Here is a 21,739-nt window from a genome sequence, read left to right as displayed (position 1 = left end):
TTGTACCGCAGCGGAGGCACTCCGCAGCGCGTACCACCTTTCGTGGAGGCGAACTGTATGCGTGAGGAGACGAGACGGGCAGCATTGCGTGCGGCGGCGAGGGTCGCGCTGGGGGCGCTGGCCTATGGCGCCTCGGTCGGCTGCGGCGGGCATATCACCACCGGCGGGCCGTCATCGGATCTGGATCCCGACGAGCACCTCGCGACGGAAGCGCCGGACGCGCCGGGATCGCCGGACGCGCCCGACGACGCGGCTCCGGCCGGAGAGGACGCCGGCGACGGCGGGGCAGCGCCGACGGCGGAGGAGCCCGCGCCCGGCTGCACGCCCGCGGAAGGCGATCCGGACTGCTCCGAGGCCGCCCAACCGGAGCCGCCCGAGCTCGCGTGCGCCGAGCCGGCGAGCCTCGACGACGCGGAGGCCCGCCCTCGCGCCGAGCTCGATTGCTGCCTCGGCTACACGGCAGAGCGCGCGCCCGAGCGCGGGGCAGGCCTCTCCGAGCAGGAGGTGGCCGCCCTCGCGGAGGACGCCTCCTTCGTGAACTGCTGCACGGCGTTGATCGTCGGCGTGGGCGCCGGCGCCATCTCGTACCGGGAGGCCGAGCCGGTCCGCAGCGTCTGCTGTTTCGGCAACGTGGTCGCGCCCGAGCAGGAGCTCTATTCCCAGACGTTCTGCACGCCGTGGGGCCCCCCGGTCCCGCCGGCGCTCGACGCCGACGCCGCGCCGGAGGTCGCATGAACGCCTCGCAGCTCGATCTCCGCGACGAGGCGCGCGCCCGAGCCTTGGACGTGAGCGGGTATCCGGCGGCGCTGTTCCCCTCGGCGATCCGCACCTGGCACGGGCGGATGGTGAACGAGCACGCGTCGTCGGCGGTGTTCGAGGCGCTCGCGCGCCAGCTCGCCGAGGCGGGCTTCCCGAAGGAGCTCGCCGACGCGTGCCGGGGCTTCGCCGCCGAGGAGCGCCGGCACGGGATCCTCTGCGGCGCCGTGGTGGAGGCCCTCGGCGGGGCCGCGACCGCGAGCGTCCCGGAGCGCCCGGAGTTTCCCCTGCACCGCGACGCGCCCCCCCGCGCCGCCGTGCTCCGCAACGTGATCCACGTCTGCTGCATGAGCGAGACCGTGGCCGTGGCCCTGATCGGCGCCGAGCGGCTGGAGATGCCGCCCGGGCCGCTGCTCGAGCTGCTGACGCGCATCTATGCCGACGAGGTCGGGCACGCCCGCTTCGGCTGGCGCCTGCTCGAGCAGGTCGCGCCGGAGCTCTCCGCGGCGGAGCGGACCGCGGTCGAGCGCTACTTCCCCGTCGCGTTCCGGCACCTCGTGCAGCACGAGCACGCGCACTTGCCGCCCCACGACGCTCCGCCGCAAGGCGAGCAGCTCGGGCTGTGCAGCGGCCTGAATGCGCGCGTGCTGCTCGACGAGACCATCGAGGAGGTCATCCGCCCCGGCCTCCGTCGCTACTTCGCGTGCTGACCCGCCGCGCGCTCGCGCGCCGCCGGGACACCCTCCCCCGTCGCCGGAACCCGTCCCCTCGGGTGACCCTCGCCGATCACCCGCGCTTCGGCCGCTTGCCGCGGGCCGCGGGCGCCACGGTCTCCGCGGGCGCCAGGGTCTGCCGCGCCAGCTCGCGCGCGTAGGTGACGCGGTCGGCCGGCGAGCCGAGCGCGCTCAGCCCCTCGTAGAGCCCCGCGAAGAACCCCGGGAACAGGACCGCCGAGAGCGCGGCCACCACGCGGCGCGCCGCCGCCCGCTCCTCCAGCCCAGGCACCGCCGCCCGGACGACATCGCGCAGGCGCACGACCACCGGCGCGAAGAGCGTCGGGAAAGGACCGCTGTAGTCGTCGGCGTGAAACGCGTCGTGCAGGTGGGCCCGGCTCAGGTTCGGGAAGCGCAGGCAGCCCTCGAGGAGGTAGCCGAGCAGCCCGCTGAGCGCCTCCATCGGATCGTCGGGCATCCGGGCGAGGAACTCCTCGGTGTGCTCGAGCATGTTGCGAATCGACACCTCGAGCGCCGTCGCGAGCAGCGCCTCCTTCGACCGGAAGTAGTAGTTCACCGCGGCGATGTTCACCTCCGCCGCCGCCGCGATCCTCCGCACCGTCGCCTGCCCGACGCCGTGCTTCTCGATCTGGTCGATCGCGGCGACCACGAGCCGCTGGCGTGGATCGTCCGCGTGGGCAGGGGGGTCTCGGTCGCTCATACGCTTGTTTGAAACGCACCTTGACAACGCTCCGCGCGGATGTCAATGATTCAAACATATGTTTGAATCGTTTGTTTTGTCCAGCGCTGGAGATGCATGGATGATCGACCGGCGGAGGTTCCTCACCCACACGGCGGTCGCGGGCAGCGCGGCCGCGCTCGGCTACGCGTCGGGCCGCCGTGGGCTCGACAAGGAGGTCGAGTCCGCCCGGTTCCACGGCGACGACGCGCTCGGGCAGGGCCAGGCGGCGGGCGTCTGGCACCGCTACAAGTTCATCGGCCAGCCGGTGATGGACGCGCAGGTCGTGTTCTGGCTCGGCCTCTCGTCGATGGGCCTGACCGACGTCGGCGAGGTGCTCGACACGGCGACGCGCATCCGCCCGGGCGACGAGCGCTCGTGGTTCGAGCAGTGGCTTGCCACCGCGAAGCGCGTGCGAGCCTACGGCGAGGAGGCGGAGGCCCGCGGCCATACGCGGAGCGCGGCGTCGCATTTCCTCCGCGCGGGCGCGTACTACCGGGCGGGGCTGATGCGCTACGCGGATCGCGCCGATCCTCGCCTCGTCGAGGCGACGGTCGCGGGGCTCGACCTGCACGGGCGGGCGCTCCGCATGCGGGGCTACGACTCGCGGCAAGTCGACATCCCCTACGAGGGCGGGGTGCTCTACGGGCGCGTCCATTACGCGCCCGGCGCCGCGCGCGCGCCCGCCATCGTGCTGCAGCAGGGCCTCCACGCATGGCCCGAGGATACGATGTGGGTCATCGACGGCGCGCTCCAGCGGGGCTATCACGTCCTCTCGTTCCACGGCCCGGGCCAGGGCGCCTCGCTGCGCCTCCACGGGCACCCGTTCCGGCCCGACTGGGAGGTCCCCGTGGGCCGCGTGCTCGACTTCGCCGAGCGCGACGAGCGGCTCGACGCGGGGAACCTCGTGCTGATGGGCCTCTCGTTCGGCGGCTACCTCGCGCCTCGAGCGGCCTCGCGCGAGCGCCGCCTGCGCGCCCTCGTCGCCAATCCGGGCGTCGTCAGCTGGCGCGACGCGATGATGCGCCACTTCGCCTCGATTCCCGGCCTGCTCGCGCTGCACAGGCGCGGGCCCGCGGCCTTCGACCGCGCCATCGACGCCGCGTCGCTCGCGCTGCCTGACGCGCGCTGGTATTTCAACGACGTGACCTGGAAGCACGGTGTCTCGACGCCGCACCAGGCGATCGACGAGCTCGGCAAGTACGACAACAGCGACGGCGTCGCCAACATTCGCTGCGAGACGCTGATCATGGAGGGCAGCGCCGAGGACGCATCTCCGGGCGAGTCGGAGCGCCTCTACGGCGCGCTCACGTGCCCGAAGCACATGATGGTGTTCGACGCGAGCACGGCGTCGCAGGTGCATTGCCAGGGCGGCAACCAGCTCCTGGCCCAGGCGCGGCTCTTCGACTGGCTCGACGAGCGGGTGACGCGATGAGGCCCGCCGATCGCGCCGCCGCGCGCTCCGCGGCGCAGCTTCGAGGAGGCGCCCCCCGCTGGATCGCGCGGGCCGCGCGGCTCCTCGCCCTCGCGGCGCTCCTGTGGGTCCTCGCGCCCGGCGCCGCGTGGGCCCAGCTCCCCGACCTCGCGGACCTGAGCGCGCAGTACATGCCGGGCGCCGCGCTCGAGGACCCACGCCCGACGCGGGCGCAGGTCACGTCGTACGAGGCGAGCGTCAACGTGCCCCTCCCCCTCGGGGAGAAGACGTTCCTGATCCCGGGGGCGATGTACCACGTCGAAGCGGTCTCCTACGCCGACGCCATGCCCGGCTTCGATCAGCTCCGGGCCTTTCACTCCGTCGATGTCTCCGTGCTGTTCGTCCAGCTCCTCCCCCGCGACTGGTCGCTCTCGCTGCGCGTCGCGCCCGGGCTCGCGGGCGACTTCGAGGGCTTCGACGGCGGGCTCGCCCGCATCAGCGCGCTCGGGCTCGTGACCAACACGCTCTCGGAGCAGCTCGTGCTCGGGGGCGGCGCGCTCGCGTCGTTCAGCTTTGGCACGTTCCTCCCGCTGCCGGCCGCCTACGTCGACTGGACACCGACGCCGTACCTCCGCCTCGAGGCCTTCCTCCCTGGCTTCGCGACGGCGAAGCTCCTGTTCTCGGATCGCGTCGAGCTCGGCCTGCGCGCGGACCTGGCGGGGAACGCCTACGCGGTGCGCGACGCGCGCGTCGCGGACGCGTGGCCCTGCGCCGCCCAGCCGGCCGACGACCCGGCGACCGAGCCGGACGAGCGGGTGGCGCGGCCCGAGCGTTGCGTCGATCACATCGCCTATTCGGTCGCGACCGCGGGCGTGACGCTCGGCGTGCGCGCCTTCGGGACGGTGTGGCTGACCGCCCAGGCGGGCCACAGCCTGTACCGTCGCTTCGAGCCGATGAACGCCGATGACGACGGCATCCCCGGCGAAGGGCAGAGCATCCCGAACGTGCTCTTCTTCCGCGCCGGCGCGACGTGGCGTATCCCGAGGAGCTGAGGCGCGGCCGGCCGCGATGGCTCCACCACGCGTCCAGAGGGGCACTCTCCCCTCGCGACGCCGCGGCGTGGGGGCGAGGCGCACACCAGGCGCCCCCGGCGCCGGACCGTTGATGGCGGCTCGACCCCGGTGCATCCTCCGCCTCATGCGCCCGGGAGAGGTCATCGACAGCCGCTTCGAGATCGAGCGCGTCGCGGCCTCCGGCGGGATGGGGACGATCTACCGCGCCCTCGACCGGGCCACCGGGGCGCCGGTCGCGCTGAAGCTCCTCGGCCAGCCCGACCGGAGCGCCGCCCACCGCTTCGAGCACGAGGCCCGGATCCTCGCCGAGCTCGATCACCCGAGGATCGTCCGCCACGTGGCCCACGGCGTCACCCCCGACGAGGTGCCGTACCTCGCCATGGAGTGGCTCGAAGGCGAGAGCCTCGCGCAGCGCCTCGCCCGGCAGAAGCTCGACCTCGAGGAGAGCCTCGCGGTGCTCCGCGCGACCGCCGAGGCGCTCGGGGCGGCGCACGCGCGGGGCATCGTCCACCGCGACATCAAGCCGGGCAACCTCCTGCTCGTCGGCGGCGAGGTCGCCGGCCTCAAGGTGCTCGACTTCGGCATCGCCAGGACGAAGCGCACCCTCGGCGCGCTGACGCGCACCGGCTCGGTGATGGGAACGCCGGGCTACATGGCCCCCGAGCAGGCCACCGGCGACCGCGACCGCCTCGACGCGCGGGCCGACATCTTCTCGCTCGGCGCCGTGGTCTTCGAGTGCCTCACGGGCAGGCCGGCGTTCCAGGGCCAGCACGTGATGGCCCTCCTCGCCAAGCTCCTCATGGAAGACCCGCCGCGCGTGCGGCACCTCCGCCCCGAGCTGCCGCAGGAGCTCGACGACTTCGTCGCCCGCATGCTCGCCAAGGACCCCGAGCAGCGGCCGCGCGACGGCTCGGCCGTGCTCGAGGCGCTCGACGCCCTCGAGCGCGATCCGAGCAGCGGCCTGGCCGCGCCGCCCGTGCTGTACGAGGCGATCACCACGGGCGAGCTCCGGCTGCTCTCGATGGTGGCCGCGAAGGAGCTGCACCCGGCCTCGTGCGACGGCTCGGCCAACACCCTCGTCGCCGCCATGCCGGGAGACCTCACGCGCAAGCTCCACACGAGCGCGCAGCCGTTCGGCGCGCGCGTGGACGCGCTCGCCGACGGGACGATCGTGCTCTCGATCGCCGGCGTGGGCGACGCGGTCGAGCAGGCCGCGCGCGCGGCGCGGTGCGCCATGAAGCTCGGACAGATCTTGCCCGACGCCTCGGTCGTGCTCGCGACCGGCCGCGCCGAGCACACCGGCAGCCTCCCGGTCGGGCCCGTCATGGACCGCGCGGCCGCGCTCCTCGCCCTCGCCGAGCTCGAGGCCCGGGCGCGTCCGGAACGGAAGCCCGATCCGGTGCGGATCGACGACGTCACCCGGTCGCTGCTCGACGCGCGCTTCGAGATCGAGGCGGCGCGGTCCGGCACGTTCTTCCTGCTGCAGGAGCGGGAGGTCGGCCGGTCGGCGCGGACGCTCCTCGGCAAGCCGAGCCCCTACGTCGGCCGCGACCGGGAGCTCCGGAACCTGCGCGAGCTCCTAGAGGACAGCTTCAGCGGGCCCGAGCCCCGCGCCATCCTGATCACCGGGCCGCCGGGGATCGGCAAGTCCCGCCTGCGCTACGAGCTCATCGAGGTCCTGCGGGAGCGGCACCCCGAGATCACCGTCGCGGTCGGCCGCGGCGACTCGCTGAGCGCCGGGTCGCCGTTCTCGCTGCTCGGCTCCGCGCTCCGGGGCGCGGCCGGGATCACCGGCGGCGAGCCCGCGCCGGCGCAGCGCGAGCGGCTCCTCTCGCTGGTCGCGCGCGCCCCGGCGCTCGGCCCGGGCGACAGGACGCGGATCGCCGCCTTCCTCGGCGAGATCGTGGGCACGCCGTTCCCGAGCGAGGCCGACCCGCGGTTCCAGGAGGCGCGGCAGAGCCCGGCCCTCTTGGCCGACCAGATCCCGCTCGCCTACCTCGACTTCATGGAGGCGGCGTGCGCGGCGGGGCCGTACCTGCTCGTGCTCGAGGACATCCAGTGGGGCGACGCGGCGTCGCTCAAGCTCATCGCGCGGGGGCTCCGGGAGCTCCGCGACCGGCCGTTCGCGGTGCTCTACCTGGCGCGCGTCGAGGTGCGCAAGGTCTTCCCCATCCTCTGGGAGGGCAGCGAGGTCCACGAGATGACGCTCGGCGCGCTCCCGCGCCGCGCCGCCGAGGAGCTCGTGCGGCAGATGCTCGGCGACGGCCTCCCGCCCGCGGAGGTCGCGCGCCTCGTCGAGCGCGCGAGCGGCAACGCCTTCTACCTCGAGGAGCTCATCCGGGCGGTCGCGGAGGGGCGCGCGGACCGGCTGCCGGAGACGATCCTGGGCATGGTGGAGGCGCGGCTCGAGGCGATCCCCCCGGAGGCGAGGCGGCTGCTCCGGGCGGCGAGCGTCTTCGGCGAGACGTTCTGGAAGCAGGGGGCGCTCGCCCTCCTGGGCGACGCCGGCGGCTCGACCCTCGCGGTGGACTGGCTCCCCTGGATGCTCCAGCGCGAGCTCCTCGAGCGGCGCGAGCAGAGCCGCTTCTCGGACCAGGAGGAGTACGCGTTCCGGCACGCGCTCATCCGCGACGGCTGTTACGCGATGCTCCCGGACCACGATCGCGCGCTCGGCCACAGGCTCGCGGCCGAGTGGCTCCTCCAGGCGGGGGAGCACGACGCCAAGGTGCTCGCCGAGCACTTCGAGCGGGGCGGCGAGCCGCGGCTGGCCGTGGAGTTCTACCTGCACGCCGCCGAGCAGGCGCTCGCCGGGAGCGACTCGGCCGCGGCGAGCGCGCTGGCGGAGCGGGGGCTCGCCCTGGGCGCGGAGCGGGACGTCGAGGCGGCGCTCCGCGGGATCCGCGAGGGGGCGACCAGCACGCTCCGCAAGGGCGGCGCCGCCCTCTCGTCCAGCTCGTGAGCGCTCAGGGCGACCGCTTGCGCGGCCGCGGGATGCCGTACGCGTCGATGCGGTTGATCAGCGTGCGCAGCGAGATGCCGAGGAGCTTCGCGGCGCGCGTCTGGTTGCCGGCGGACTGCTCGAGCGCCTCCAGGACGCGCTGGCGATCGACGGCCCTCATCTCGAGCCGCAGCCGCTCCATCTCCTCGGAGTGCGGCGTCGGCGTGGGCGGCTCCGCGGGCCCGGCGCCCTCGGCGCCTTCGCCCGGCGGCCCCCCGCGCGCCCTGGCGGCCTCCCCGGCCGGCGGCGCCGGGGGAGCCGGCGGCGGCGTGGAGCCCCTCGGCGGCGGCGTGGAGCCCCTCGACGGCGGCGCGGGGCCGGCCGGCGGCGCCGGGGGCGCCGGCGGCGGCGTGGAGCCCCTCGACGGCGGCGCGGCGTTGCTCAGGGGCGCGGGCCCGCTCAGCGGCGGCGCGGAGCCGCTGAGCGGGCCCGCGCCCCCGCTCGTCAGGTGCGGCGGCAGATCGGCGGGCTGGACCGAATCCCCCGCGCACAGGACCGCCGCGCGCTCGATGACGTTGCGCAGCTCGCGCACGTTCCCCGGCCAGGCGTACGCCTCGAGGACGGCGAGCGCCTCCGGCGAGAGGCGGGGCGCGCTGCGCTGCTCCAGCTGCCGGCACGCCTCCTCGAGGAACCTGTCGGCGAGCGGGCCGATCTCGGCGACCCGCTCGCGCAGCGGCGGGACGACCAGAGAGATGCCGTTCAGCCGGAAGTAGAGGTCCTGCCGGAAGGCGCCGCGCGCGACCTCCGCCTCCAGATCGCGGTTGGTCGCCGCCACGAAGCGCAGATCGATCCGCCGGGGCGTGCGGCCTCCGATGCGGAGCACCTTCCGGTCCTCGAGGACGCGGAGCAGCTTCGCCTGGAAGGCGAGCGGCAGCTCGCCGATCTCGTCCAGGAAGAGCGTCCCGCCGTGGGCCGACTCCAGGAGGCCCGGGCGCGCCTGGCTCGCGCCCGTGAAGGCGCTCTTCTCGTGGCCGAAGAGCTCGCCCTCGAGGAGCGACGGCGGCAGCGCGGCGCAGTTCAGCTCGACGTAGGGGCCGCTGACCCGCGGCGAGCGCGCGTGGAGGGTCCGGGCGAGCACCTCCTTGCCCACCCCGGTCTCGCCGAGGATGAGCACGCTGATGAGGCTCCGCGCGGCGCGGGCGGCCTGCTCGTAGAGCGCCAGCATGGCCGGGGCCCGCACCACGACGTCCGCGGGCGCGCAGCAGTCGGGCGCCGCGGCGGCCTCCGCGGGCGCGCGGCCGACGACGATGGTCGTCGCGCCGAGGTTGAAGCGCTCGCCGATGCCGATCTCGGCGCTGTCCCGCGACAGGCGCCGCAGCCGGTGGGTCCGCGCCGTCACCCCCGGGAGCTGCTGCTCGCCGACGAAGGTGCCGTTGGCGCTCCCGAGATCCTCGATCCGGAGCGGGGGGCCGACGTGGAGGACGGCGTGCCGGCGCGAGACCGAGCGGTCCTCGATGCGCACGTCGCACCCCTCGTCGCGGCCGAGGACGACGCAGCCGCGGGGCGGCAGGGGGGCGAAGGCGATCGTGCTGCCCGCCACGATCGCGAGCCGGAGGGTCGTGCAGGAGCCCCGCGCATCGCCGCCGGGAAAGCCTTCGTCCACGAGCACATCCTACGCGGGGCCGCGCATCGATCCGCACGAAGATCTGCACGAATGATGCAAACCCGTGCAGATCGTACGGATCGTGCAGGCGGATGCACGACCCGCGCGCCGGTCGCCGGAGCGAACGGACGGCATCGCCGCAAATTGCTGGGTTCGCCGCCCGGCACGCGTCCTGCTCCACGCTCCACGACCGCTGAGAGCGGCGATGACGACCTCGATCCCACAGCGCGCGGAGCGCCTCCGAGCGGCCTCTGCAACGGCGCGGCTTGGCCCCCACGGATCGCGGTTCGCCACCCCACGGATCAGGAGCGATCATGTGCACTGAGCATGGATCTTTGAATCGCAGGCGTCTTCTCCAGGGGCTGGGCCGCACGGCGGCGGTGGCTGCGTTCGCGCCATCGGTCCTGTCGGCCCGGGTGGCCGAGGCGCACGCGCCGATGCATGCGCCGGTCTACGACAGGCTCGTCCCCGGGCGGCCCGAGAGCGTGGGCCTGAGCTCGGAGCGCATCGAGGACGCCTTCGCGAGAATCCAGCGCCGCGTGAACGACGGCCTCTTCCCGGGCGCGGTCGCCCTGATCGCGCGGCAGGGGAGGATCGTGGGGCACCGGGCGTTCGGCACCCGGGTTCGCGGCGCGCACGAGCCGGTCACGCTCGACACGCTGTTCGACCTGCTCTCGATCACCAAGGTCCTGGCGACGGCCACGTCGGCGCTGATCCTCGTGCAGGACGGCGTCCTGCGGCTGCACGATCGGGTCGCCGACTTCGTGCCGGAGTTCGCGGCCAACGGCAAGCGCCGCATCACCGTGCGGGACATGCTCCGGTACGCGGCCGGCCTGCCGATGGACGCCCCGTTCCTGGAGGATCCGGACGACGAGCGCGTCTGGCGGCGGATGGCCGAGTCGCCGCTCGAGTACCTGCCCGGCACGCAGGTGCTCTACAGCGATCTCACCTACCGGCTCCTCGGGCGGGTGATCGAGGTCGCCGCGGGCGTGGATCTCGACACTTTCGCGAAGGAGCGCATCTGGGGCCCGCTCGGCATGCGCGACACGACGTTCAACCCGCCGGCGGCGCTGATCCCGCGGACCGCGGCCACGGGCTACTCCGAGATCCGGGGCCGGGTGGTCCGCGGCGAGGTGCAGGACGAGCAGGATTATGCGCTCGGCGGCATCGTCGGCTGCGACGGCGTCTTCTCGACGGCGATCGACATGGCGGTCTTCTGCCAGATGATCCTGAACGGCGGCAGGTACGGCGGCGTCCGCGTCTTGAGCCGCAACGCCGCCGCGGCGATGGTGAGCAACCAGACGCCCGAGGTCTCGGCGGCGGAGACCGATGTGTCCCCGCTGTCCAACCTGCTGTCGACGCCCAAGGGCTATGGCTGGGAGCTCGCGACGCGCCGCTTCTCCAGCGGTGGGATGCGCCTCTCGAGGGGCTCTTACGGAAAGGCGGGCGGCGCGGGGACCTTCATGTGGATCGACCGCAGCCGCGAGCTGTTCGGGATCCTGCTCACCAACCACGGTTTGCCGAACCCGTTCGACGAGATCGGGTGGAGCCGGATGCTCGACGCGGTCGGGACCGGGGAGTTCTTCGACGGCATCATCCAGGCGGTCGTCGACGAGTGAGGGGCGCGGGCTCTCCCGGTGAGGGCGTGAACGGGGACGGCGGGGCGGCGGCCCACGCGCGGCGCGGCGCTGCTCGCGATTGCGCCCGGCTTGGGCCGCTGTCGCCGGTGGGGCGGCGCGGGCTGCGCCGCCGGCTCAGGGCGCGGCCACGGCGGTGATCTCCCCGGTCGTGTACAGCGCGGAGGTGTCCCACGCGAGCCCGGGCGCGAGCGGCAGGGCGATGCTCACCTCCGCGAAGGTGCCTGTGAGCTCGCCGCTCCAGCCGAGCAGGGCGATCGTGTCGCCGGCCTGGAACGACGCGGCGTCGTCGGCCGGGACCACCTCCAGGACACCGCCGAGGCTCACGTCCCCATCCACCTCCAGGAGCGGCGCGGCGCCCGGGCCCGTGACGGCGATGCGCAGCGCGGCGCTCGGGCCCTGGCGGTAATCGCCGGCCACGCCCGTCGACGGGTACGCCTCTCCCACGGAGAGCTCGCCGGCCTGCGCGTTGACGAGATCGCCCACGAAGCTGCCGGTGCTCAGGCGGCCGCCGGCGAAGTCGAAGTCGCCCTCCTCGACCTCGATGGCGCCCGCGTCGAGCTCCCCGCGCGCGAGGCGCACCACGGGGCCCGGGCCGGGCTCGGCGCCCTCGCGGAGCGGCGCAGTCCGGAGGAGGCCGCCGATGCTGACCTGGCCCCGCCGCTCGATGAGGAGCGACGGGGACGTTGTCGCGCCCGGCGCCGGGCCGGCCTATGCGCGCGCGCCGCGGCTCGGTATCCTGAGCCCATGACCGAGGCCGAGGTTCGTCAGTTCCTGGAGCGTTATTTCCACACCGCCTTCAACGACACCGAAGAGGCCTTCGCGGCCCTCTTCACGCCCGACGGGGTCCTCGAAGATCCGGTGGGCGCCCCGCCGCTCCGCGGGCGGGAGGCCATCATCGGCTTTCTCCGCGCGGCCAAGCCGAAGATCGAGCGCGCGAACGTGCAAGTCCGCGAGATCATGGCCTGCGGGGATGAGAGCGCGGTGCGCTGGTCGCTGGACCTGCGGACCAGGAAGGGCGATCACGTCGGCATCGAGGGGATCGGCAACTTCGTGTTCAACGAGCGGCGCCAGCTCCGCCTGGTCCGGGAGTTCTACGACGTGGAGCTCTTCCGCAAGATCATCGCCTGATGCGGCGCGAGGCCGCCGGGGCGCGCCGCGACGGCTCGCCTGGTCGCCACAGGACCGCCGTGGCGCGTCATGGCAGCTCTTCGCCGCCGCCGGCGGCGTCGCTGCTGCTTCCACCTTCACCGCCGCTCGCGGGCGGATTGAACACGGCGACATATCCATCCCGGCCTCCCGCATAAGAGATCGGGCCGGTCCCGAAGTCCACGGCTCCAAACACGCCGCCGGTGACGGCGACCGCGCCGTTCGGAGAGACGGCGATATTCGATGTGCCGGCCTCGACGCCGACCCTCCAGCGCTCCGTGCCGTCGGGGGCGAGCATGATGACACCGCCTGCTGAGACGAAGATGTTGCCGGTAGGGTCGATGGCGAGCTCGTCGTTCGCGGAGATCGGACGGGTGAAGACATGCCCGCCGTTCTCATCCAGCTTCGTGAGCGTTGTCCCGAGCCCAGTGACCGAGGTCGTCACGAGGATCTCGTCCGCCGGGTTGACCGCCACCGAGACATGGCCCGCTTCCTCGATTCCCAGCCCCTGCCATAACACATCGCCCGCCGGAGAGAGCTTGGAGACGAGCGCGTACACGAGGCGGCCATCGAAGGTTACTCGATATGCCGCCGCTACGTTGCCGGCGCTGTCGAGCGCGAGGTCCGCTGCATAGCTCGCGTACCCTCCCAGGGGGCGCAGCCAGAGGGCGTGGCCTGCGGCGTCCACCTTCATGATGCTGGTGAGGCCCGGCTCCTCGAAGGCGATGTACGCGTTGCCGAGCGCATCGACGGCCATCTGGCGCACGTAGAGCTCACCGGCGTTGAGGTAGAGGTCGAAACCATCGCTCCAGATGTGGTTGCCGTCGGCGTCGAGCTTGGCCACGAACATCGAGCTCACGTCCGGGATGGCGCCCCCGCCGAAATCGAGGCCCGCGGTCTCGCCCGACAGGTCGCCGTGGTAGCTGCCGGCGAGCCGGACGTCACCGTTCCCGTCGACGGCCACGGCCCATCCGATCTCGTTGAAGGGGGAGCCGAAGCGCTTGCTCCAGAGCAGCGCGCCCGAGGGGTCGAGCTTGAGAAGGAAGACGTCCTGTCCACCCGCGCTGGTCAGAGGGCCGGCGCCGAAGTCGACCGTTCCTTCGAAGTAGCCGGTGACGTAATAGTTTGCCATGGCGTCGCTGGCGATGGACAGCCCGAGATCGGCGCCGGTGCCGCCGAACCCGCGCGCCCAGGCCGGCGGCCGCGGGCAATGGGGGTCGCCGTCGCAGCTCTCGTCCTCCGGTGTGGCGCAGACCTCCGCCGAAGGGGTCACCTCACCCGTGCAGGGCCCGTAGCCGAAGCCATCGGAATGACAGGTCTGCACCCCCGCTGTGCAGCGCCCGACACCGCTTGTCCCCGCGGTGCCGGAGTAGCACGCGATGGTCGAGCCCGGCACGCAGGCCTCTGGCGAGCCGCCGCCTTGTGCGGAGCCGCCGCCGCCGTCGCCCGCGGAGCCGCCGCCGCCTTGTGCGGAGCCGCCGCCGCCGTCGCCCGCGGAGCCGCCGCCGCCGTCGCCCGCGGAGCCGCCGCCGCCTTGTGCGGAGCCGCCGCCGCCGTCGCCCGCGGAGCCGCCGCCGCCTTGTGCGGAGCCGCCGCCGCCGTCGCCCGCGGAGCCGCTGCCGCCTTGTGCGGAGCCGCTGCCGCCGTCGCCCGCGGAGCCGCTGCCGCCTTGTGCGGAGCCGCTGCCGCCGTCGCCCGCGGAGCCGCTGCCGCCGCCGCCTTGTGCGGAGCCGCCGCGCTCGACCGGCTCGCACGCGCTCATGGGAACGAGGGCTGCGAGAAGCAAAGCGGCGGAGACACGCTGGTGAAGCCTGGATGTCGAACCGATCGACGTGAAGTCTCTGGCCATGCCACCTCCGATGCTCGAGGCGAACACGGCATTCAGCCGACGATCGACCGAGGGCCCTCGTCCGAGGAGAGAGACAACGTGAGACGATGCCTGAGCGTGGCTCCCCTGGCCCCGGCCGTCAGGCGATGCGCGCCGCGCCGCGCCGCGCGCCGACAGGGCGGAGGACGCCTGTCGTCAGCTCGTGCAGGACGCCCGCCAAGGACGAGTACGTCGATAGATCGCCGAGCTCCACGTCCACGAGGCTCCTGGCGATCTCGGGTCGCATGCCGACCAGGATGACGCGCGCGCCGAGCAGGGCGACCGCGCGGCTCGTCTGGCCGAGCGCGTGGGCGACCTGCGCGTCCACGGCCGGCACGCCGGTGATGTCGAGCAGCACGAACCGCGCCTCATGCCGGCCCACGCCCTCGGTCACGGCCGTGAGCACCTGCAGGGCGCGGTCCCGGTCGATCGCGCCGACCAGCGGCACGAGCAGCACGCCGGGCAGGAGCGGGATCAGCGGGCAACCGAGCTCGCGGACCGCGTCCGAGAGCGTGCGCTCGGTCGCGTAGGCGGTCTGCAGCTCGTCGTTCTTCGCCGAGAGCGACTGGACGAGCTCGTTGCGCTCGAGGGCCGCGGCGAGCTGCGACGCCCAGATCCCGACCGTGCCCTCGTCGCCGGTCAGCTCGCGGAGTGTCGGCCCCATGAGCGCCAGGATCCCCCAGTCGTGCTGGACGGTGCGGATCGGCAGGAGGAGCATCATGAGCTCGCCGCTCGCGGCCGAGGGGGGCAGCAGCTCCGCAGGCGGAAACGCCTCCAGCCGATAGCGGCTGCCGATCGGGGGCGTCGCGCTGCCGTCGCGGCTGTAGGCGCCGGCGACGACGAGCGTCGTCGCGTCCTCCCGGAGCGCAAGGCAGCCCCAGAGCGCGGGCGTCTTCGCGAGCCAGGAGAGCGAGAGGGATTCCTGCTGGGAGCCGCTGAGCAGCGACAGGCCCACCTCATAGTTGGACCTCACGAGCATCCCGAGCTGCGCGACGGCGTCCGTCTCCACCGTGAGCCGAGCCCGGGCGATCGAGAGGTGCACGCTGTCCAGGAACGCCGCGACCCGCTGCGCGGACCCCGCGTCTCCACCCAGCCGCTGGCGGCGCCGCTCGTAGGACAGGCGGAGCAGGCGGACGATCGCCATCAAGGTGCCGATATCCGGGGTGATGCCGATCGCCTGCTGGTAAGCGCGCTCCAGCTCCTTCGTCGGAGGGGGCGCGGTGCCCTCGATCGCCGCGGAGTACCCCGCGAGCACCAGGGCGACCCCTGGCCATACGGCGGCGGGCGACGTATCGGGCGCGAGGCGCTGGGGCGCGAGGAGCAGCTCGACCATCCGCCGGTCCAGGTCGCCGCCCTCGTCCTCCCCGGACGACGCGTCCTCGTCGAGGAGGCTCTGGATCACGTCGCATCCGCACGAGAGCCGCTGGATCAAGGTGGTCGGCGTGAGCACGAGATCGGGCGGGGCGGTCTGGCCGTCGAGCATCGACACGACGAGATTGCACGCGGCGCTCCCCATCATCTCGAACCGCTGGCGCACCGTGGTCAGCGGCGGGTCCATCGCTTGCGCGTCCGGCACGTCGTCGAAGCCGACGATCGCCATGTCCTCCGGGATACGGACGCCTGCCACCTTCAACAACGGCATCATCCCGAGCGCGTTCTTGTCCGTCCCGAAGACCGCCGCCGTGCACGCATGCCGCTTCGCGAGGAGCTGCGGAGCGGCGTTCTCGCCTCCGGTATACCAGTTGTCGTCGCTCCGGATGACCAGCTCGGGATCGAACGGTATCCCCGCCTCCGCGAGCGTCTCTCTGTAGCCTTCGAAGCGAACGACCACATCGGATTCGTGGAAGCAGCCAACGAACGCGATGCGCCGGTGCCCGTGCTCGATCAGATGGCGCACCGCGCTCCGGATCCCGCTGCGGTTGTCCGGGATCACCGACGGGCAGTTGCCCTGGTGGACATGGGTGCCTACGACGACGAGCGGGACCCGCTCAGCAGCGAGCTGCTCGATGCCGCTCACCCCGATGACGACGATCCACCCATCCACCTGCTCTCTGGCGAGCGACGGGGCCTGGAGCGTGGCGGGCGTGCCGCGCAATACCAGCGTCCGACAACCGCGCTGCCGCGCTGCCTCGTGGATGCCCTGGAGGACCGGGTTCCAAAACGAGCCGTCGAGATAGGGGGAGATAACGCCGATGGTATATGCACGGCGCGTTCCATGCACGCCCGCTCCGCGGAGGGGTGGCGCTGCGGGGCGGCCCGGATCGCGCATCGAGCGGCCGGCCTCGTCTCCCATGGCTCGTCGTCCGGCCGCGCAGTCTCCCTGGCCCGAGCCGCCAGGTTGGCTGCCCGGCGGCTCCGGCGACTCGACGTCACTGCTCCGGCTAGCTTGAACCATCGCCCCGCTCTCCCTGCTCACCGCCCCGCGGCTGCGCTGCCTCGTGCATCCATACCATGATCTGGACGCGGGCTTCTGCTGGGCATCGACGTCGAGAGCGCCGCGCGTGTGGCCCTCAGGGCCGTCAAGCGACCGAGCAGCACGGAGAAGAACGACGCCATTTCGATAGCGTATCGGTCCTGTCGACGGCCTCGAAACGAGCCGCGCGCGCGTGGCGCTGGTCGATCTCTGGCTTACGGCGCGCTCCGCCCCGCTCCCCGCTTCGAACGCTGCGCCAGGAAGAGCACGAGCGCGATGGCGACCGTCATCGCGCCCATGCCGACCCACACCGCGGGGGGCGCGCCGCGCAGGAAGTCGAAGACCTTCGGACCGAAATAGGCGGTCGCCAGGAGGGGCAGGACGTACCCGGCCAGCGAGCCCCAGAAATGGGTCCAAAACGGAACCCTGGAGACGCCGAAGAACACGTGGAGCATGGGCGGCATCCAGAAGACGAGGCGGAGCACGAACACCGTGAGCCAGGCCCGCTTCTCCAGCGCCTCGTCATAGGCGCGGAAGCGCGCCGGCACCCGCCTCGCTACCCAGTCGCGCGCGACGAAGCGCGCGAACGAGAAGCCAACGACGCTCGCCGCCATGGTCCCTGCCATGGAGAGCGCGAACGCCGTCGGCCATGGCCAGATGAGCGGCGCCGCCACGATGAACACCGTACCCGGCACGCCGAACGGCTGAAGCGCGGCGTACGCCGCCACGAACGCGACGTACCCCCACGGCCCGAGCTCCACGAGCGCCTGCTTGATCCGCGCGGGCTCGCCGAAGGTCTCGAACACGCCCGCGCGCTGCGCGACGACGAGGAGAGCGGCCACCGCCGCCACGGCGCCGAGCCTCACCCCGCGGAGGGCGCGGGCGCCGTCGGGCGGTATAGGCGAGGTCGAGGCAAGGCCCGCGGCGCTGGCGCCGCCTGGCTCGAGCGCGCGATCGGCCGGTGAATGGGACTGCCGCACTCGACAGAATTGACACTAGGGGTCGATCTTGTCAAATTCTGGAGATCGACAGGGTGACCTTCCCTTGTCGATCTCGTCGTCCGTGAGCGAGACGAGCGCCGCCCCGCGCAGCGTCATCCGCGCGGCGCTCCCCTCATCACGTGCCGCAGCCGGCGCGCTCCGCCCCGAGCGCGAGATCGTCGTACCACATCGTCTTGGCGTTGCCGTGGTACTTCTCGAAGCCGAACTTGAAGAGCTTGTAGTCGTACGGACCCCAGTCCGTGACGTGCATCGCGTCCACCTCCTTGCTGTCCACGAACACGCGCACCTCCCTGCCCGGGCCGTCGTAATAGAACTCGAGGCAGTACCAGGTGTTCGCGACGAGCTTCACGCCGCCGGAGCACGTGTACATCCCGCCGTTCGAGAGCTTCTCGGCGTCGTCGCTCTTGCGGTTCAGCTCGAGCTGGCACTGGTGCTCGCCGATGCGGATAGCCTCGCCGTCGTTGGGATCGCCGGTGCCGGACACCGCCGCGACATAGGTGTTGTGGCCCATCTGGATGTCGGTATCGCTCTTGAGGTAGACCCTGCCCCAGAACTTGCTCGGGACGGCGACGCCGAGCATCTGGCTGAAGTCTGTGCCCGACACCTTCACCGAACCCGTCCCGCTGTGACCCGTGCTGTCCAGCTTGACGTAGTTGCCCATATTGCTGCGCTGGTATTCGGGGAAGAACTGGAGCTCGGAAGGCAGCGAGCCCCCCTCGAAGTCGGAGCAGAAAATGCTGCACCCACCGGAACCCGTGCTGCCGGTCGACGTGCTGCTCGTGACGTCGCTGCCCCCGGTTCCCGTCGTGGCGCCGCTGGTGCTGGTGACGCTCCCGGTGGTGGTGCTTCCGGTGGTGGCGCTTCCGGTGGTGGCGCTCCCGCTGGTGATGCCGCTGCTGGTGACGCCGGAGGAGGTGCTCCCCGGGCCAGCGGGGCCGCCGCCGGCGCCGCCGGCGCCGCCGCCACCGTCGTTTCCGGAGCTCGAGGTACCGCCGCACGCGGCCGCCGCGGACGCAAGCGCAAGCGCAGCAAAGAAGGCAAAGGAACGAGCCGAGAAGGACATACTGGAGATCTCCTCAACAAAGGGCGCAGAATGGCCCAAGCGATGCTTGCGACTCTACCAGTGAACCCCGCGCGTGTCAGGCACAACCGGAGGAGTGGGCCGCGCCAGCGCGGTTGCGGGCGTGCGGGCGAGGCGGCGATGCGCGCGACCGCGCGCGCACAAGCGGCCTTCGCCGGGCACGGCCGGCCGGCGTATGCGATCTCGCGCGCGCCGCGCGGCGGCGATCCTCCCCGGTCGAGCTGAGCCGGCGGTCGCGACATGCCGTCTGCTTCCCGGCCCCCCTTCGAGCTCACGAGCCCGCGCGTCGCGTGGCGTTACGAGGCCGTGGGCCGCGTCCTCGGGGGCGTCGCGCTGCTCCCGATCGTGGTGCCCCTCGTCGGCAGCACGATGGCCGTCGTCTTCGCCGAGGTGCTGGACGACGGGAGCCTCAAGCGGACCGCGTTCGGCACGCTGGCCCTGGTCCTGCTCGGCGTGCTCCTCGCCTTCGTCCTCGCCCTGGCGAGCGCCTTGCTCAGCACCACCGCCTTCGGCCCGAGGCGCCCCGTGCGCGTGTCCGCCGGGGCGGCCGGGCTGCGCCTCGCCCGCGGCGCGACGGAGCGCTCGATCCCGCGCGCCACGATCGTGTCGGGCCTGCTCTTGACCGAGCCGCGCGTCCGGGTCGAGCTCCACCTGCGCGGCGGCCGGGTGCTCGAGGTGCAGGTCGCGCGGGAGCGCGACGGCGAGCGCCTGCTCGCGGCGCTCCGGATCGGCCCGGCGGAGCGGCGCGTCGCGGTCTCGCTGGGCGGCGTCAACCGCGAGCTCGTGGCCGGCTGCGTCGGCCTGCCGGGCTTCATGGTGCTCTGGGGCGGCGCGCTCGGCGCGATCTCCAGGCCGATCTTCGGCAGCGCCGCGCTGGCCGTGGCGTGGCTGGCCCTCAGCCTGGGGTCCACCTGGCTCTTCCGCCGCGCCGTTCGCCGCACCGAGGTCGTGGTGGGCAGCGACGGCGTGCGCGTCGAGCGGCCGTTCTCGAGCGTCTGGCTCCCCTACACCGAGCTCACCGCGGTGCAGGCGCGCGGCGATCGGCTCGTGCTCGCGCGCCGGCGCGGCGAGCCCGCGGTCGAGCTCGAGGCCGGGGAAGACCTGACCGAGGCGCTCGCGCAGCGCATCCGCGAGGCGCACGCGTCCGCGGTCGGCAGCGCGGCGCCGCGCGGCGCGGAGGCGCTGGAGCGGCGCGGCCGCGACCTCGCGGCGTGGCTCGACGACCTCCGCAAGCTCGTCTCCGCCGGCGACTACAGGGCCACGGCGCTGAGCCCCGAGGACGTGCTCCACACCCTCGACGACGCCGACTCTCCGCCGGATCGCCGGCTCGGCGCGGCCCTGCTCCTGCGCATCGCCGGCTACCCCGAGGCGCGGGACCGCATCCGCGTCGCCGCCGAGGCCACGGCCGACGACGCGCTCCGCGCGGCGCTGGAGCACGCCGCCGAGGAGGAGGTCGACGACGCCGCGCTCGCGCGCGCGCTGCGCCGAGCTTGACCGCGCTCGCGCGCGCCGCGCCCAGCTCGCGCCGCGGAGCGCTGGGCCACGGCTTTGAGCCACTCTGGGCCAGGCGCGACGGAGGCTCCGGGCCAGGGCCATCGACAGCGCGAACTTCAGGGAGATCAGGCGCTGTACGGGATGGCACATGCCGTGCACGACGCAGGCGTGGAGGTGTTCATGTCACGGTTCTTTCTTGTGGACGATGCATCCTTGTTGACGCCGCGGCCCACGCCCCCGCCCCGAACGGCGGCCCTGGTTCGTGGGGTATCCCGCGCTGCCGCCGCGGCGGCGGCCGTCTTCGTGGTGGCCTGTGGTGCGCCGGTCGTCGAGGAGGGGAGTCAGGAGGACCAGCCCACCACCGAGCCTCAGCCGGAGGAGGAGTGTGGCGCTGGGGCGGCGATCCCGCCGATGCCTCCCCCCCGGGACGACGAGGGCGAGATCATCCCACCGATGCCGCCGCCGCCGCCGGACGGCGAGGAGGGCGGGATCATCCCGCCGATGCCGCCGCCGATGCCTCCGCCGTGCGGCGACGGGGGAGAGATCATCCCGCCGATGCCTCCGCCGTGCGGCGACGGGGGAGAGATCATCCCGCCGATGCATCCCCCCATCGAGGATGATGGCGAGATCATCCCGCCGATGCCGCCGCCGCCGCCGGACGGCGAGGAGGGCGAGATCATCCCGCCGATGCCGCCGCCCCAGCCGTGCGAGTGAGCCGTTCGAGGGTCGTGCCGGTGCATCCCTTCACCTGATGAGGTCGACGATGGGCGAACGTGATCGCGAGCTGGAAGTTGCGCCGGAGTGGTGGCGCTGGGCCACGGAGAACCTGCTCCGCGGCGTGTCGGAAGGCGCGGTGTCGGAGCAGCTCCAGGCGGCGGGCGTGAGCGCCGCGCAGGCCAGCGAGCTGCTCTCGGCGATCGTCCGTTCGCCCATCTTCCTCGCTGCCCGGCCGTTCGCCCGGGCGGCGCGGCAGCAGGAGATGCTGGTCCGGCTCAAGCAGAGGATGGCGTCGAACGCCCTCGATCCGACGGGGATTCCGCGGCGCTCCGGCGTGTCTGCCGCGGAGTTTCGCGACGTCTATGTCGCCGGGAACATCCCGGTCATCCTGACCGACGTGGTGACCCGCTGGCCCGCTTTCGGCCGGTGGACGCCGGCGTATCTGGCCGAGGCCTTCGGCGACGTCGTGGTCGACGTCACGACGGGACGCATGAGCGATCCCGATTACGACATGCACGCGGCGAAGCACACGCAGAGCACGCCGCTGCGCGACTTCGTCGCGCGCATCGAGGCCGCCCGCACGGAGACGAACGACTTCTACATGGTCGCCAACAACCGCGTCCTCGAGCGGACGAGGCTCGGCTCGCTGCTGGGCGACGTGGTCCTCCCGGACGGGTACTGCGCCGCGCATCGGCTCCTCGGCAGCTCGGCGCTGTGGCTCGGCCCTGCGGGGACCGTCACGCCGCTGCATTACGACACGTCCAACATCCTCTTCGGGCAGGTGTACGGCAGGAAGCGATACCGCATGATGGCGCCGTTCGAGACGTCGCTGTTCGAGGGGGCGCGCGCGATGTACGCCGACCGGGATCCGGAGCAGGACGCGATGAGCCCGGCGCTCGTGAAGGACGTCATGCTCGAGCCGGGCGAGGCGCTCTTCATCCCCGTCGGCTGGTGGCACCACGTCCGCGCGCTGGACGTCAGCATCAGCCTCGGGATCAACAGCTTTCCGTTCCACAACAACTTCGACTGGTACCGGCCGAGCAGCGTGGCGTAGCCCTCGAGGAGGAGCGCCGCGCTCCAGGGG

General features: G+C 73.0%; 18 protein-coding genes. 11 read left to right on the top strand and 7 right to left on the bottom strand.

Annotated features, from left to right (window positions below; genetic code table 11):
• Positions 1-57 precede the first annotated feature (57 nt).
• Positions 58-735, top strand: coding sequence for a hypothetical protein (locus tag WME98_RS10310; RefSeq protein ID WP_437951164.1), 678 nt, complete (start codon positions 58-60; stop codon positions 733-735).
• Entirely contained in the window at positions 732-1,466 is a 735-nt protein-coding gene (locus WME98_RS10305; RefSeq protein ID WP_437951163.1) for a ferritin-like domain-containing protein, read from the top strand. Before WME98_RS10310 ends, WME98_RS10305 begins: the two co-directional genes overlap by 4 nt.
• A 76-nt stretch (positions 1,467-1,542) precedes the next feature.
• Here the strand turns inward: WME98_RS10305 and WME98_RS10300 are convergent, their stop codons facing one another.
• Positions 1,543-2,190 carry a TetR/AcrR family transcriptional regulator gene (locus WME98_RS10300; RefSeq protein WP_437951162.1) on the bottom strand — a complete coding sequence of 216 codons (648 nt, stop codon included), beginning with the start codon at positions 2,188-2,190 and terminating at the stop codon, positions 1,543-1,545.
• Positions 2,191-2,248: 58 nt separating this feature from the next.
• Between WME98_RS10300 and WME98_RS10295 the strand changes: the two genes are divergently transcribed.
• The 3 genes from WME98_RS10295 (at position 2,249) to WME98_RS10285 (ending at position 7,654) form a co-directional block, all read left to right on the top strand.
• Positions 2,249-3,643, top strand: coding sequence for an alpha/beta hydrolase family protein (locus WME98_RS10295; RefSeq protein WP_437951160.1), 1,395 nt, complete (start codon positions 2,249-2,251; stop codon positions 3,641-3,643).
• Positions 3,640-4,674, top strand: coding sequence for a DUF6268 family outer membrane beta-barrel protein (locus WME98_RS10290; RefSeq protein ID WP_437951158.1), 1,035 nt, complete (start codon positions 3,640-3,642; stop codon positions 4,672-4,674). The genes WME98_RS10295 and WME98_RS10290 overlap by 4 nt, the downstream gene beginning before the upstream one ends.
• A gap of 145 nt (positions 4,675-4,819) precedes the next feature.
• The gene (locus WME98_RS10285) at positions 4,820-7,654 is read left to right on the top strand and encodes a serine/threonine-protein kinase (protein ID WP_437951157.1); all 2,835 of its coding nucleotides are present in this window, start codon (positions 4,820-4,822) and stop codon (positions 7,652-7,654) included.
• A 4-nt stretch (positions 7,655-7,658) separates the two neighbouring features.
• Here WME98_RS10285 and WME98_RS10280 read toward each other — a convergent pair whose 3' ends face one another.
• Positions 7,659-9,296, bottom strand: a complete 1,638-nt coding sequence (locus WME98_RS10280; RefSeq protein ID WP_437951156.1) for a sigma 54-interacting transcriptional regulator — start codon at positions 9,294-9,296, stop codon at positions 7,659-7,661.
• A 335-nt stretch (positions 9,297-9,631) separates the two neighbouring features.
• On the opposite strand from WME98_RS10280, the gene WME98_RS10275 reads away from it, so the two are divergent.
• Entirely contained in the window at positions 9,632-10,915 is a 1,284-nt protein-coding gene (locus tag WME98_RS10275; RefSeq protein WP_437951155.1) for a serine hydrolase domain-containing protein, read from the top strand.
• 135 nt (positions 10,916-11,050) lie between these two features.
• Here the strand turns inward: WME98_RS10275 and WME98_RS10270 are convergent, their stop codons facing one another.
• On the bottom strand, positions 11,051-11,518 hold the full coding sequence (locus WME98_RS10270; RefSeq protein ID WP_437951154.1) for a hypothetical protein: 468 nt from the start codon (positions 11,516-11,518) through the stop codon (positions 11,051-11,053).
• Positions 11,519-11,680: 162 nt separating this feature from the next.
• Here WME98_RS10270 and WME98_RS10265 point away from each other — a divergent pair, with 162 nt between their 5' ends.
• Positions 11,681-12,064, top strand: a complete 384-nt coding sequence (locus tag WME98_RS10265) for an SgcJ/EcaC family oxidoreductase (protein WP_437951153.1) — start codon at positions 11,681-11,683, stop codon at positions 12,062-12,064.
• Positions 12,065-12,131: 67 nt separating this feature from the next.
• Here the strand turns inward: WME98_RS10265 and WME98_RS10260 are convergent, their stop codons facing one another.
• The 4 genes from WME98_RS10260 to WME98_RS10245 form a co-directional block, all read right to left on the bottom strand.
• On the bottom strand, positions 12,132-13,844 hold the full coding sequence (locus WME98_RS10260; RefSeq protein WP_437951151.1) for a hypothetical protein: 1,713 nt from the start codon (positions 13,842-13,844) through the stop codon (positions 12,132-12,134).
• A 205-nt stretch (positions 13,845-14,049) separates the two neighbouring features.
• Entirely contained in the window at positions 14,050-16,344 is a 2,295-nt protein-coding gene (locus tag WME98_RS10255; protein WP_437951149.1) for a substrate-binding domain-containing protein, read from the bottom strand.
• Positions 16,345-16,577: 233 nt separating this feature from the next.
• A complete protein-coding gene (locus tag WME98_RS10250) occupies positions 16,578-17,213 on the bottom strand; it encodes a TVP38/TMEM64 family protein (RefSeq protein WP_437951148.1) in 636 nt (211 codons plus the stop codon).
• Positions 17,214-17,478: 265 nt separating this feature from the next.
• A complete protein-coding gene (locus WME98_RS10245; protein WP_437951146.1) occupies positions 17,479-18,024 on the bottom strand; it encodes a hypothetical protein in 546 nt (181 codons plus the stop codon).
• On the opposite strand from WME98_RS10245, the gene WME98_RS10240 reads away from it, so the two are divergent.
• From WME98_RS10240 to WME98_RS10225, 4 genes are all read left to right on the top strand, one after another.
• Positions 18,017-18,490 carry a hypothetical protein gene (locus tag WME98_RS10240; protein ID WP_437951145.1) on the top strand — a complete coding sequence of 158 codons (474 nt, stop codon included), beginning with the start codon at positions 18,017-18,019 and terminating at the stop codon, positions 18,488-18,490. The two genes, WME98_RS10245 and WME98_RS10240, sit on opposite strands and share 8 nt — an antisense overlap.
• A 194-nt stretch (positions 18,491-18,684) precedes the next feature.
• The gene (locus WME98_RS10235) at positions 18,685-19,938 is read left to right on the top strand and encodes a hypothetical protein (RefSeq protein ID WP_437333203.1); all 1,254 of its coding nucleotides are present in this window, start codon (positions 18,685-18,687) and stop codon (positions 19,936-19,938) included.
• A 180-nt stretch (positions 19,939-20,118) separates the two neighbouring features.
• A complete protein-coding gene (locus WME98_RS10230; RefSeq protein ID WP_437951144.1) occupies positions 20,119-20,652 on the top strand; it encodes a hypothetical protein in 534 nt (177 codons plus the stop codon).
• Between the two features lie 49 nt (positions 20,653-20,701).
• The gene (locus tag WME98_RS10225; RefSeq protein WP_437951142.1) at positions 20,702-21,709 is read left to right on the top strand and encodes a cupin-like domain-containing protein; all 1,008 of its coding nucleotides are present in this window, start codon (positions 20,702-20,704) and stop codon (positions 21,707-21,709) included.
• Positions 21,710-21,739: the final 30 nt, after the last annotated feature.

This window comes from Sorangium sp. So ce296 (genome assembly GCF_051529605.1).
Taxonomy (GTDB): Bacteria; Myxococcota_A; Polyangia; order Polyangiales; family Polyangiaceae; genus Sorangium; species Sorangium cellulosum_D.
The sequence above is the reverse complement of the archived record's forward strand: the minus strand, read 5'-3'. Positions and strand labels throughout refer to the sequence as shown.